This window comes from Streptomyces sp. NH27, from assembly GCF_056859195.1.
This window is the reverse complement of the sequence record NZ_JACEGK010000211.1, coordinates 1-12542: the sequence shown is the minus strand read 5'-3', so window position 1 is coordinate 12542 and position 12542 is coordinate 1. Positions and strand designations below refer to the sequence as shown.

The following is a 12542-nucleotide window of genomic DNA, read 5'->3' as shown; positions in this document are numbered from 1 at the left end:
CGTCGCCCACCGTCCCGACACCACCCCGCCGACCACGTATTCCGGCCGGAACCTCCCCGTCCGCACCCACGCCTCGCGCCACGCCCAGCCGTGCGCGGCATGGATACGGGACAGCTCCTTGTAGCGCAGCAGCAGGGCGGCGGCGGGGTGGTCGACGTCGCGCAGTTCGTGCGAGCGGGTGGTGCGCAACTGGACTCCGGCCCGGGCGAAGGCGGGCAGCACCTGGGCGGGGGAGTCGGGGTTGACCGGGCGGCCCAGCGCCTGCTGGATGCGCAGCGCGAGGTCGCCCAGGATCGCGGGGCGGGCGCCGCCGGCCGGGCGGGGGCCGAGCAGGCCGGTGAGGAGTTCGTCGTGGACGGTCGCGCTCCACGGCAGGCCGTCCCGGCCCATCTCCACCGCGGCCAGCGCGCCCGCGGACTCCGCGGCGCACAGCAGCAGGGTACGGTCCGGGTGCTCGCTCGCGGCGATCCGGCGCCGCTGGTCGGCGTAGACGGCGCTCAGGGCGGTCAACGGGTCGACGTCCTGCGGCAGATGGTGCCGATCGGCCGCGAACAGCACCGGCTGGTCGTCGGCGCCCGGCTCCGGCGCGTCCCGCGGCTCGGGCAGTTCGTGCAGCCGCGCCCACGCGGCGCCGAGTGAACGCGGCCTGCCGTGCCGCCCGGCCATTCCCAGCAGCAGCGACTCGACGAGCTTCACGTCATGGCAGCGCGCCGGCCGCACCGCGGCGCGCTCCAGCAGCCGCGGATACATCTCGTCGGTGGCCGCCCACACCCAGCGCGGCCGCTCGGCCGCCTCGCCCCGCGCCACCGCCGCGGCCAGATCAGGCACCGTCTCGACCGCCCCGGCAGGCCGCGCGTCCGGGCCGAGCGGGCACAACCGACCTCCGGACCCCACCGGGTCCGGCACCACGGCCACCACGCTCTCCATACCCTGACCCTAGGCGCGACCACCGACAATGCCCCGCCGCCCGCGCTGACCCGGCCCAGCAGCCGCCGTGGGCGGAGCGCGAAAGGTGCCCTCTCCCGCGGACGGGGGAGGGACACCTGGGGTCGGTGGCCCGGCTCGGGCCGGGCGTCGGGGCCGCCGAAGCAAGGGCCAGGGTGTCGGCGCACGCCCCGCCGGCACCCTGCACCCTGCGAGGCGACGGGTGGGGCCACGGCTTCGGTCCCGGCCTGGGCTTCGGCCCCCGGCTCGCGCTACGCGGAGGCGTCGCCGGCCTGCGCGTCGGCGACCGCCTTGTGCACCTCGCCCATGTCCAGCGCGCGCGCCTGGGCGATGACGTCTTCGAGCGCGGGCTCGGGCAGCGCGCCGGGCTGCGCGAAGACCGCCACCTTGTCGCGCACGATCATCAGGGTCGGGATCGACTGGATCTGGAAGGCGGCCGCCAGCTCCGGCTGCGCCTCAGTGTCGACCTTCGCGAAGGTCAGGTCGCCGTGCTTTTCCGACGCCTTGTCGTACACAGGCGCGAACATCCGGCACGGTCCGCACCAGGCGGCCCAGAAGTCGATGAGGACGAAGTCGTTGTCGGACACGACCTCGTCGAAGTTCTCCTTGGTCAGCTCCACAGTGCTCATGCGAGGTGAACGGGCGGCGCCCGCCGGAAATTCCGGGGCCGCGCGGTGCCGTTGTCACTCGTTCGTGTGCCGCGTCCGCCGTCACAGTGGCGCACCCGACTCGTCCTCGTTGATCGGCGTATGGCAGCAACGAAGTGGATTCGCCAGGATCTCACGGTCAGTGGCACCGCCGCGGCCCCGCCTACCGGCGCTCCGGTGGCCTGGCGGCCGGGAAGCACTCCCGGCCCCGGTGTAACGGTTCTGCAAGCGCCTGACGCGCCCCTCTTCGCCGCTCTGGCCGCCCAATGGCAGTCCGCCGGTCGCATGGTGCCCGGCCAGACGGACACGGAGTGGGCCGAACTCGTCGGCCGCGTCCCCCGGCTCACCGGCGTCTGAGCCGGGCCGAGCGCCGGGCCGCGCATGCCGCGCACTCCGCCGCGCGCCCGGCAAGTCCGGCCCGGACCTGATCGGCCCGTCCGCCCGGTCGGCCCGCGGTGGGTGCAGGCCGGCCCCGGTCAGCTCTGGTCGGCCCGGGGAAGGGGGCGGCCGGCGCGCGGTCCGGTATAGGCGCCGATCAGGCGCATACGGAGCGGGGGCTCGGCGTACTCCTCCAAGGCATGGGCGATCCAGCCGGCGGTGCGGGCCACCGCGAACACGGTCTCGCCCGCCTGCGGCGGCATCCCGTGGGAGACGGAGAGCACACCGAGGGCCAGATCGACGTTGGCGTGCAGGTCGCGGTGGTGGGCGGCGGTCGTCGCGACCACCTCGCGCGCCGCACCGAGCGCGGACGCGGCGGCGGGCACCTCGTCGAGGAGCGCGAACAAGGTACGGGCGCGGGGGTCCTCGCCCCGGTAGAGCCGGTGCCCGAGGCCGGGGATGCGCTGCCCGGCCCGCAGGTACTCCGCGACGACCGGACCCGCGCCGCCCTGCGCCGCCACCTCGGCGAGCATGCGGTGGGCAAGCGCGCTGGCCTGTCCGTGCAGCGGCCCGTCGAGGGCGCCGAGCCCCGCCGAGACAACCGCGTACGGGTGCGCGCGGGCCGAGGCGGCGACCCGTGCCGCGACGGTGGATGCGGCCAGGTCGTGGTCGATGAGCAGCGAGAGCGCCGTGTCCAGGACGCGCAGCGCCGCCTCGTCGGCAGGGGTGGCGGTCAGCTTCGGCCACAGCCGCAGTGCCAGCGGGCCGTCGCCCTCGTGGGGACGGCCGACCGGCGGCAGCGCGTCCACCAGTGTCGCGATCAGGCTGCGCGCGGTGCCCAGGACGGCCGGCCCCGACAGGTCGAAGCGCAGCGGGTCCGCGCTCGCCGCCGCCGCGACGGCGACCCGCAGCCGGTCCATCGGGCCGCTCCCGGCAGGCAGCGCACCGGCCACCGTACGGGCCGCGGCGAGCGGCGCAGCGGCGGCGGCGAACCGGGTGCCGGGCCGTAGCACCCCCGTCCACAGCCACTCCGCGACCTCCTCGTAGCCGTATGCCCCGGCGAGGCCGACCGCGTCGACGCCTCGGAAGAAGTACCGGTCGGTCTCGATCAGGGTGATTCCGGTGCGGAGCCGGCCCCAGCCCTCGGTCGTGCCGCCGCCTGGTGCCGCGCCGGGAGCAGCGCCGGATGTCGGACCGGCCGCCGGGTCCGGCTGCGCCGCGGGCCGCCCGCGCCTGGCCAGCACCGCGACCTGCTCCGGGTCGAAGGTGCTGCCCCGGCCGCCGTGTGCGCGGCGGCTGTCCAGCAGCCCGCGGCTGACGTACGCGTACAGCGTCTCCGGCTTCACCCCGAGCCGCCGTGCCGCCTCCCGGGTGCCGATCCGCGCCTCCGCGCCCTCGCCGCCCAACTCGCCGCCAGGGCCCGGGCCCGCGCTCCCGCCCGTGCTGTCGGTGCCGTCGATGCCCGTGTCCTTCCGACCCGGCCGCCCTGCCTGCTTCGGCTGCTCCCTCGTCATGGCCCCACCGTATCTGTACTCGACCTCATCATGCATTGATTCAATCAACATTGACACTCCTGAATCAATCATGGACAGTCAAGTACATACCCAAGGAGGAAGACCATGCCGACCACCGAGCCCAGCGCCCCGATCGACGTACCCCGCGGTCTCAAGGGCGTCGTCGTCACCGAGACATCCATCGGCGACGTGCGAGGGGCCGAAGGCTTCTACCACTACCGGGAGTACTCGGCGGTGGAGCTCGCGCGGACCCGCACCTTCGAGGACGTGTGGCACCTGATGTTCCACGGCACGCTCCCGGACGCGGCGGAACTGGCCGCGTTCCGGACCCGTACGGCCGCGTTGCGCCACCTGTCCGCCGACGTCGCGGCCGCGCTGCCCGCGATCGCCCGCTCCACCGCGCTGTCCGGGCCGCTCGCGGGCCTGCGCACCGCACTGTCGCTGGCGGGGGCGTCCGCCGGGTTCCGCCCGCTGTACGACATCGACCCCGAGCGCCGCCGGGCGGACGCGCTGGCCGCGTGTGCCGCCGTGCCCACGCTGGTGACCGCGCTGCACCGGCTCGGGCAGGGGCTGGCGCCGGTCGAGCCGCGCGACGACCTGCCGTACGCGGCGAACTACCTGTACATGCTGACCGGGCGGGAGCCGGCGCCGGCCCAGGCGCGGGCGGTGGAGAGCTATCTGATCTCCACGGTCGATCACGGCTTCAACGCGTCCACGTTCACCGCGCGGGTGATCGCCTCCACCGGTGCCGATCTGGCCGCCTGCCTGGTCGGCGCGCTGGGCGCGCTGTCCGGCCCGCTGCACGGCGGAGCGCCGAGCCGGGCGCTCGACACCCTGGATGCGATCGGCACCCCGGACCGTATCGACGACTGGCTGCGCGAACGGGTGCTCGCCGGCGACCGGATCATGGGCTTCGGCCACCCCGTCTACACCACCGAGGACCCACGCTCGCGGATGCTCAAGGCCATCGCACGCGACTTCGGCGGTGACCTGGTCGACTTCGCCCTCCAGGTGGAGGAGCGGGCCGAGGCGATACTGGCCGAGCTGAAGCCGGGCCGCGACCTGCACATCAACGTCGAGTTCTACGCCGGTGTGGTTATGGAGCTGTGCGGGTTGCCCCGCGAGATGTTCACCCCGACCTTCGCCGCGGCCCGGATGGTCGGCTGGAGCGCGAACGTGCTGGAGCAGGCGGAGGACAGCAAGATCATCCGCCCGCTGGCGCGCTATGTCGGCCCGCCGCCCGCGCGACCGGTGCCGGCCGCCTGATCCGCTCGTCCTGTTGGGCCCGGGCCGGGCCGCCCGAGTCGCCGGAGATGTGCGCGACTCGGGCGGCCGATCGTGCCATACATACTGACCAGTCGGTAGTCTCTGGAGTCGAGGTTCCCGTCACCCGGCGGGGACCGCCTCACCCGGAGGAGTGGCGACCGTGCGCGCGATCCAGATCACCGAGTTCGGCGGCCCCGAGGTGCTGCGCCTCACCGAACTGCCCGACCCCGTCCCGCAGCCCGGTCGGCTCCTGATCGAGGTCGACTCCGCGGGCGTCAACTACGCCGACACCCACACCGTCGAGAACAGCTACCTGGCGGGCTCCTCGCTGCCCATGGTGCCCGGCGCGGAGGTGGTCGGCCGTACCGCCGACGGCCGGCGGGTCGTCGCCCTCACCGACAACGGCGGCTACGCGGAGAAGGCGCTGGTGGCCGAGCGCCTCGCCCACGACGTGCCCGACGGCGTCAGTGACGGCCAGGCGCTGTCCCTGGTCATCCAGGGCGTGACGGCCTGGCACCTGCTGCGCACCTGCGCGCGGCTCGCCCCCGGTGAGAGCGTCGTGGTGCACGCGGCGGCCGGCGGCACCGGTTCGCTGGCGGTACAGCTCGCCAAGGCGTTCGGCGCCGGCCGGGTGATCGCCACCGCGTCCACCGAGGAAAAGCGCGCGCTCGCCCTGGAACTCGGCGCCGACACCGCCGTCGACGCCGACCCGCAGGACCTCAAGGAGCGCCTGGTCGAGGCGAACGGCGACCACAAGGTCGATGTCGTGCTGGAGATGACCGGCGGCCCGGTCTTCGACGCATCGCTCGCGGCGCTCGCCCCCTTCGGCCGCCTGGTGACGTACGGGATGGCCTCGCGCATCCCGCCGACCCCGATCGAGCCCGCCCGGCTGATGGGCGGCTCGCGCGCCGTGATCGGCTTCTGGCTCGCGCACTGCCTCGGCCGCCCGGGCATGTACCACGAGCCGCTCGGCGAACTGCTCGCCATGACCGCCGACGGCCGGCTGCGCCCGCTGATCGGCGCGGTCCACCCGCTGGCCGACGCGGCCCGCGCCCACGAGGACCTGCGGGCCCGCCGCACCACCGGCAAGGTCGTCCTCGACGTGCGCGCCTGACCCGTACGGCCGCCCGCGGCGCTCCGCGGCGATCCGCGGTGCAGGCCCCTCCCGATACCGTCCGGAGCCAGGTCGTCACCCGTCCGGAGCCCATCCAGAGCCGTCTGTGGGCGACCCCACTCGAATGCCACGACGGAAGTGGAACCGGACGGGACGTCCGAGACGTTGCATCGTTGGGTAGGTAGCCGACAGGCGTACCTGTTCACCAATCTATGGAGTACATCGGGCCGCGGTCTTGCGACCCGCGCCCCGTACGACTCGGGAGGGGCCATGCCACGTAACCGCTTCGCCCCCGACCGGGGACTGACGACCCGCATGGTCGTCACGATGTTCCTGATCGGACTGCTCTACGTCGTCTTCGTCGGCGTGCTGCTCGCTCTGCTGCACGGCGCCTGGCCGATGATCCTCCTCATCGCCGGCGGGCTGTTCATCGCGCAGTTCTGGTTCAGCGACAAGATCGCCGCCTTCAGCATGGGCGCCCGGGAGGTCACCCCGGAGCAGGCCCCCGAGCTGCACGGCGTCGTCGACCGCATCTGCGCCCTGGGCGACATGCCCAAACCCAGGGTCGCGATCGCCGACTCCGACGTGCCGAACGCCTTCGCCACCGGGCGCAACCAGCAGAACACGATGGTGTGTGCCACCACCGGCCTGCTGCGCCGCCTGGAGCCCGATGAGCTCGAGGGCGTCATCGCGCACGAGATGTCGCACGTCGCGCACAAGGACGTCGCCGTCATGACGATCGCGTCGTTCCTCGGCGTGCTGGCCGGTGTGATGACCCGCATCGCCCTGTTCGGCGGCTTCCGGCGCAGCCGCGACCCGGGCAGCAACGCGCTCGTCGTCCTCATCCCGCTGGTCAGCGCCGTCGTCTACGCGATCAGCTTCCTGCTCACCCGGATGCTGTCGCGCTACCGCGAGCTGTCCGCCGACCGCAGCGCCGCCCTGCTCACCGGCCGTCCTTCCTCGCTGGCCTCCGCGCTCACCAAGGTCAGCGGCCAGATCTCCGCCATCCCCACCGAGGACCTGCGCAAGTCCCAGCCGTTCAACGCGTTCTTCTTCGCCCCCGCGCTGAGTGGCGACTCCACCACCTCCAAGCTGCTCTCCACCCACCCGACGCTGGAGCGGCGGCTGGAGCAGCTCAGCCAGATCACCCTCGAACTGGACCGCCGCTGATGGGCTTCCTCGATGTGCTGCTCGGCCGCAGCAAGCCGGTCCGCCCCGACCTCGACCAGCTCTTCGGCCTCACCTCCGCCGCGATCACCCTCCAGGCGGCGAGCGACCTGCGCCCCACCGGCATGGGCGCGGTGTGCTTCGCCGCCGTCGAGGGGGGTGCGTTCGCCGAGATCCAGCAGGACCTGCGCAGCCTGCTGCCGACGGTCGAGACCAGCCAGGACGGATACGGCTACACGTGGCTGCTCTCGCGTCACAGCCCCGAAGAGACCACCGACCTCGTCACCGACCTGCACGCCATCAACTCCGCGCTCGAACAGCAGGGCTTCGGCCCCCAGCTGCTGTGCTCGCTGGTCAGCTTCAAGGACCCCGCCGGCCGTACCCTCGCGCTCGTCTATCTCTACAAGCGCGGCAGCTTCTATCCGTTCTGTCCGCTTCCCGGTGAAAAGCGCGACAGTGCCCTGGAGCTCCAGGTCAAGGCGCTCGTGGCGAACGACCTGCGGCTGGAGGAGGACCTGTCGCGCTGGTTCCCGGTATGGGGAGCGCCGGGGCTCACGGACTGAGCCCGGGCGCCCGGCCGAGGTGAAGCGGGTCCGGTCGCGGACCGGGCGGAGGATCAGGCGGGGCCTTCGGCCGAGCCCGCGGCCGAGGCTGCCTTCTCCCGCTGGAACGCCTCGTTGCCCTGGCCGATCCCGGCGTGCACCTTCGGCCGCCGGGCCCAGGCCGCGCGAGATGTACGCGTACAGGGCGCCCGCGTTGTGCACGTGGTGGCTCATCTCCGCATGGCCGAAGCCGAACATGGCCGGCGCGACACCGACGATCACGAACGGCAGCAGTTCGGGTGCGCCGATCCGGTTGAACAGCGCGCCGGCGGCCACGGTGTCGCCGGGGTGGAATGTGCCGTACGCCAGGTAGTTGAGGTCGATCGGCAGCCGCGGGTACAGCGTGCCGTCCCAGTGCAGCCACCAGTCGAAGCCCGCCCGCACGCTGTTGCGGGCCCGTGCGCTGGTCCAGTACGGCAGCCGGGCCGGATCGTGACGTCCAGTGATCGCGAACAGCCAATCGGTACGCGATAGTTCAGGACAAGGCCGGATCTGTTGTCTCGATGTAGTCCCGTATTGTGTCCGGGGTTTGGAACGGATCGGGACGCGGAGCGTCCGGGTGGGCCGGTCGCCCAACAGGTTTGAGACACGGCATAGTTGACATTCGAAAACCTGATCGCCGCGCGCGGGTGCTGTGCGGCGCAACGGGTGAGTCCAGTGGGGACCAGGTGAATGGACGAAAGTAACGTGGCAAGAGAGGGTGCGCCCGCCGCGTCCACGCATCCACTGGCCCATGTGCGACGCCGACACGGCTGGAGCTACCAGGACTTGGCACGGGTGATCGCGGATCACGCGCGGGTGCTCGGCGTACCGATGGCCGCGCGGCGCGAGAAGGTGTGGCGGTGGGAGCACTGGGGCGTGGTGCCCGAGGTCGACAGCCAGCGCGCGCTCGCCCGCGCGCTGGGCGTCGCCCCGCGCGAGCTCGAACTGCACCCGTGGCCAAACTGGTTGCCCGCTCATACCGGAATGCCCGACGGTCTGCCGTGGGACGCGGACGGCAGCCGCGCCGCGCTCGACGCGCTTCTCGACGACGCGGCGGACGGCTCCCGTGGCTTCCCGCTCGCGGAGGGGGTTGCGCTGCGGAACGCGATCGCCGACTGGGACACGGCCGTCGCCGCGCCGTCAGTACCGTCAACGCCGTCGGATTCCGTCCCGGACAAGAGGGGTCCTGGTTCTGGCGCGTCGGGCGTGCCCGCGGGGACCGCCGGGGCCCGCGCCTCTGCTGCTTCCGAGGGGCGAACCGGCCCCGAATCACGGATCGTTTCCGAACCACGTAGCGTTCCCGGCACGCGAGCCGTTCCCGGCGTATGGGCCGTATCCGGTGCGCGGATCGGCCCCCGCGCCGCCGGCCGTGCGGCCGTATGGTCGGTCGACCCGGGCCGCGGCGCCCAGCCGGTACGCCCAGATCCGGCGCCGGGCTTCACCCGGCGCGCGCGGGTACCCGAACAGGTGGGAGCCCCCGGGACCGTGGACAGCGGGGTGCTGGACTGGCTGGAAGCCGGCGTGCTCGGGCTGCGGCGGCTGGACGACCGGCTCGGCGGCTCGGCCGTACGGCACCGGGTCGAGGCCGATCTGCGGCTGGTCCGCGGGCTGTTGGAGCGGCAACCGCACAGCCCCGCCATCGAGCGGCGGCTGCTGCGGACCGCCGCCGACCTTGCCCAACTCGGCGGCTGGGTGGCCACCGACGGCGGCCGGCACGGCGTCGCCCAGCGCCACTACCTGACCGGACTGCGGCTCGCCCACGCCGCCGGGGACCGCTCGCTCGCGGTCGCCCTGTGGGGCGGCCTCGCGCTCCAGGCCGTAACCACCGGGCATCCGCAGGACGCCGTCGCCGCGTCGGAGGCAGCAGTCCGGGCCGCGGGCGGCACACCTTCTGCGGTACGCGCGCTGGCCGCGATCCGGCTGGCCCGCGCGCATGCCGGGCTCGGCGCCGAGGGCGCCTTCCGGCGGGCCGCCGCCGAGGCCGAACGACGCCTGGACGCCGCCGACAACGAGTCCACCCCGCCCTGGCTGTACTGGTTCGACGCAGCCGAACTCGCCGCCCAGCAGGGCCTGGCGCTGCTCGACCTCGGCCTGCCCTACGAGGCCCGCCCGCTGCTCGAACAGGCCCTGGCGATGCAGGCCCCCTGCTTCGTCCGCGACCGCGCCCTGTACTCGGCGCGCACCGCCCAGGCCCGCGCCCTGACGGGCGATCACGACGCCGCGCGCACCCTCGCCCGTGACGCCGCCCGGCTGGCCCGCCACTGCACGACTCCGCGGCTCACCCTGGCACTTGACGCACTCGCGCCCCTGCTCACCAGCCCCCGCTGACGCCTGGGCCGCGCCCCGGCATACGCGCTGTCCGTGTCGAGGGCGCGTGACTCGGCCCGTCCGTGTCCGCTGCCGCTTGGTTCCATCGTCCGTCCGCTGCCGCTGCCGTGTGGTCTCCTTGCCTTGCCGGCCCGCGGCCCGCGACGGCGTGTCCGATAGCGGCCGCCGCAAGTACCTAACCGTGACTGATTCGCCTGGACGGCTCGCTCCGTAATGTCTTGACCTGCAAGGACACCGCGCAAGCGGCCCGGCTCCGAGTAGCCAGGGCCGAGCCCCGCGAACCGGCCGTTCCGTGGACCACCACGGTCCGGGCGGTCCCGCAGACAAGAACAGGAGCACCGTCATGGCCTCGGCCACATCCACCCTCTCCCCGCCCGCGCCGCACCCCGCCGTCGCGACCGAGGGCCGGTCCGGCCTGGGCCTGCTGGTCCTTCTGGTCGCGACCTTCATGACCGCCCTGGACCTCTTCATCGTCAACGTGGCGATCCCCGCCGTGCAGAGCGACCTGCACGCGGGCGCCGCCTCGATCCAGTGGGTGGTGGCGGGCTTCGCCCTGGCCGTCGCGACCGGCCTGATCACGGCCGGCCGGCTCGGCGACATCTTCGGGCGCCGCCGAATGTTCTCGATCGGGCTCGCCCTGTTCACCGTCACGTCGGCAGCGTGCGGCGTGGCGCCGACCGCCGGCACCCTGATCGCCGCCCGCGTCCTGCAGGGCCTGTCGGCGGCGCTGATGGGCCCGCAGGTGCTCGCGATCCTGCAGTCCGCCTACACCGGCAAGGCGCAGGCCCGCGCGTTCGGCATGTACGGCATGACGATGGGTGTCGGCGCCGTCTTCGGGCAACTCATCGGCGGCCTGCTGATCAAGGCGGACATGTTCGGCCTGGACTGGCGCGCGTGCTTCCTGATCAACGTGCCGGTCGGGCTGGTCACCCTGGCACTGACGCCCCGGGCACTGGCCGAGTCGCGGGCGCCGCGCCGGCCGCGACTGGACAACACCGGTGTGGTGCTGTCGACCGCGGCCGTGGTCGCTCTGGTCCTGCCACTGATCCAGGGCCGCGCGCAGGGCTGGCCGCTGTGGACCTGGCTCAGCCTGGCCGGCTCGGCGGTGCTGGCCACCGCGTTCGTCGCGCACCAGAGCCGGCTGAGCCGGGGGGGCGGCGACCCGGTGCTGAACACCGCGCTCTTCCGCCAGCCGGGCTTCTCGTGGGGCGCGTTCGCGCAACTCGTCTTCTGGACCGGGCAGGGCTCGTTCTTCCTCGTCCTCGCCCTGTACCTGCAGGCCGGTCGTGGCCTGAGCGCCCTGGAGTCCGGCACCGTGTTCCTGGCCATCGGCGGCGGCTACCTGCTGACCTCCACCACCGCCCACCGCATCGCCGCCCGCATGGGCGCCGCCACGGTCCCGGTCGGCGCGCTGCTGATAGCCGTTGGGCTGGGCGGGCTGTGGGCCGCGGTGCACGCCTCCGGCACCACCGGCAGCCTGTGGGAGCTGGCGCCGGGCCTGGCCGTGGACGGCATCGGAATGGGCCTGGTGATCGCGCCGCTCACCCACACCGCGCTGGGCACGGTCCGGGAGGATCTGGTCGGTGCGGCGTCCGGGGTGGTGGCGACCATCCAGCAGATCGGCGGCGCCCTCGGCATCGCGCTGATCGGCATCATCTTCTACGGCGCGACCGGCGACGGCGCTCCGGCCCGCTACCCGCACGCCTTCGGGCTCGGCCTGGAGTTCCTGCTCGCCCTTGAGGTGGCGCTCACGGTGCTGACCGCGACGCTCGCCGTCCGCGGCAGGAAGCACGGGAAGTAACCGCCGGGCCGCGCGGGGCCGTTGCAGCGGCGCGGGACCGTAAAGCGGCGGGCGACCGTACAGCGGCGCGGGACCGTGAGCAGTAAGGAAGTAAGGGGCATCCTCTCAGGAGGGTGCCCCTTACTTCTTTGCACCTCTTGGTCCCGTGTGTCTGTACTCCCGCGTCGCGCGGGGCGGCCGGATCAGACCCGGCGCAGGCGCACCACCGGGATGTCCCGCTCGGTCTTCTTCTGGTACTCCTCGTAGGGTGCGTACACCTCCAGCAGGTGCGGCCACACCCGTGCCTTCTCCTGCGGCGACAGCACCTCGGCCCGCGCGGCGAAGCGCTCGCCGTCCACCCGCAGGTGCACCTCGGGGTTGTCCCGCACGCTCAGGAACCACACCGGGTGCTCGTCGGCGCCGCTCTTCGACGCGACGATCAGATAGTCGTCCCCATCCCGCCCGTAGATCAGCACCGTACGGTGCCAGACGCCGCTGCGGCGCCCGAGGTAGTCGATGAGCAGGCAGGGCGAGCCGTTCATGTCGGTGCCCTCGGTACCGTTGGAGGACTCGTACCGCTCGGCCTGCTCGGCTACCCACGTCGACGGGCTGATCTTCACATTGTTCGGGTCGTACGCACTCATCGGCAACGCTCCATCACAAAGGGTCGGGGCAGTGACGTTCAAGCGTAGGTACACCTGCCCATCGAGCGGCACCGCGACCCGCTGAGCGAGCGCTCAGTCAGCCCTTGCCAAAACTGGAACACGTTCCTAGCATCGCGGAAGTGACACCAGAACCGTCGAACCCGGCCGCCGGCCC

Annotated in this window: 10 protein-coding genes and 1 pseudogene; 7 read left to right on the top strand and 4 right to left on the bottom strand. The window is 73.1% G+C overall.

The features are described from left to right. The 3 genes and pseudogenes from AC13HU_RS18550 to AC13HU_RS18540 form a co-directional block, all read right to left on the bottom strand. A pseudogene (locus tag AC13HU_RS18550) lies at positions 1 to 927 on the bottom strand (bifunctional 3'-5' exonuclease/DNA polymerase); the annotation flags it as partial. Between the two features lie 269 nt (positions 928 to 1196). Beyond that, a complete protein-coding gene (gene trxA / locus AC13HU_RS18545) occupies positions 1197 to 1574 on the bottom strand; it encodes a thioredoxin (RefSeq protein ID WP_483043008.1) in 378 nt (125 codons plus the stop codon). Between the two features lie 494 nt (positions 1575 to 2068). After that, positions 2069 to 3484 carry a citrate/2-methylcitrate synthase gene (locus AC13HU_RS18540; RefSeq protein ID WP_483043007.1) on the bottom strand — a complete coding sequence of 472 codons (1416 nt, stop codon included), beginning with the start codon at positions 3482 to 3484 and terminating at the stop codon, positions 2069 to 2071. A 105-nt stretch (positions 3485 to 3589) separates the two neighbouring features. Here AC13HU_RS18540 and AC13HU_RS18535 point away from each other — a divergent pair, with 105 nt between their 5' ends. From AC13HU_RS18535 to AC13HU_RS18505, 7 genes are all read left to right on the top strand, one after another. Beyond that, on the top strand, positions 3590 to 4750 hold the full coding sequence (locus AC13HU_RS18535; RefSeq protein WP_483043006.1) for a citrate synthase: 1161 nt from the start codon (positions 3590 to 3592) through the stop codon (positions 4748 to 4750). A gap of 160 nt (positions 4751 to 4910) precedes the next feature. Continuing rightward, positions 4911 to 5864, top strand: a complete 954-nt coding sequence (locus tag AC13HU_RS18530; protein WP_483043005.1) for a quinone oxidoreductase family protein — start codon at positions 4911 to 4913, stop codon at positions 5862 to 5864. Positions 5865 to 6134: 270 nt separating this feature from the next. Continuing rightward, positions 6135 to 7034 (top strand): zinc metalloprotease HtpX, encoded by a 900-nt coding sequence (gene htpX, locus AC13HU_RS18525; protein WP_483043004.1) that lies wholly within the window; start codon positions 6135 to 6137, stop codon positions 7032 to 7034. Continuing rightward, entirely contained in the window at positions 7034 to 7594 is a 561-nt protein-coding gene (gene pspAB / locus AC13HU_RS18520; protein WP_483043003.1) for a PspA-associated protein PspAB, read from the top strand. The genes htpX and pspAB overlap by 1 nt, the downstream gene beginning before the upstream one ends. Positions 7595 to 7946: 352 nt before the next feature. After that, complete coding sequence (locus tag AC13HU_RS18515; protein WP_483043002.1) at positions 7947 to 8069, top strand: hypothetical protein; 123 nt, start codon at positions 7947 to 7949, stop codon at positions 8067 to 8069. Between the two features lie 251 nt (positions 8070 to 8320). Then, a complete protein-coding gene (locus tag AC13HU_RS18510; RefSeq protein ID WP_483043001.1) occupies positions 8321 to 9943 on the top strand; it encodes a tetratricopeptide repeat protein in 1623 nt (540 codons plus the stop codon). 343 nt (positions 9944 to 10286) lie between these two features. Continuing rightward, positions 10287 to 11744, top strand: coding sequence for an MFS transporter (locus AC13HU_RS18505; RefSeq protein ID WP_483043000.1), 1458 nt, complete (start codon positions 10287 to 10289; stop codon positions 11742 to 11744). A gap of 182 nt (positions 11745 to 11926) precedes the next feature. Here the strand turns inward: AC13HU_RS18505 and AC13HU_RS18500 are convergent, their stop codons facing one another. Further along, positions 11927 to 12367 carry a nitroreductase family deazaflavin-dependent oxidoreductase gene (locus tag AC13HU_RS18500; protein WP_483042999.1) on the bottom strand — a complete coding sequence of 147 codons (441 nt, stop codon included), beginning with the start codon at positions 12365 to 12367 and terminating at the stop codon, positions 11927 to 11929. Between the last annotated feature and the right edge of the window lie 175 nt (positions 12368 to 12542).

What these genes read in the sequence shown, in the direction of transcription:
- trxA (WP_483043008.1), bottom strand. Translation starts at nt 1,574, where the DNA reads ATGAGCACTGTGGAGCTGACCAAGGAGAACTTCGACGAGGTCGTGTCC.
- AC13HU_RS18540 (WP_483043007.1), bottom strand. Translation starts at nt 3,484, where the DNA reads ATGACGAGGGAGCAGCCGAAGCAGGCAGGGCGGCCGGGTCGGAAGGAC.
- AC13HU_RS18535 (WP_483043006.1), top strand. Translation starts at nt 3,590, where the DNA reads ATGCCGACCACCGAGCCCAGCGCCCCGATCGACGTACCCCGCGGTCTC.
- htpX (WP_483043004.1), top strand. Translation starts at nt 6,135, where the DNA reads ATGCCACGTAACCGCTTCGCCCCCGACCGGGGACTGACGACCCGCATG.
- pspAB (WP_483043003.1), top strand. Translation starts at nt 7,034, where the DNA reads ATGGGCTTCCTCGATGTGCTGCTCGGCCGCAGCAAGCCGGTCCGCCCC.
- AC13HU_RS18505 (WP_483043000.1), top strand. Translation starts at nt 10,287, where the DNA reads ATGGCCTCGGCCACATCCACCCTCTCCCCGCCCGCGCCGCACCCCGCC.
- AC13HU_RS18500 (WP_483042999.1), bottom strand. Translation starts at nt 12,367, where the DNA reads ATGAGTGCGTACGACCCGAACAATGTGAAGATCAGCCCGTCGACGTGG.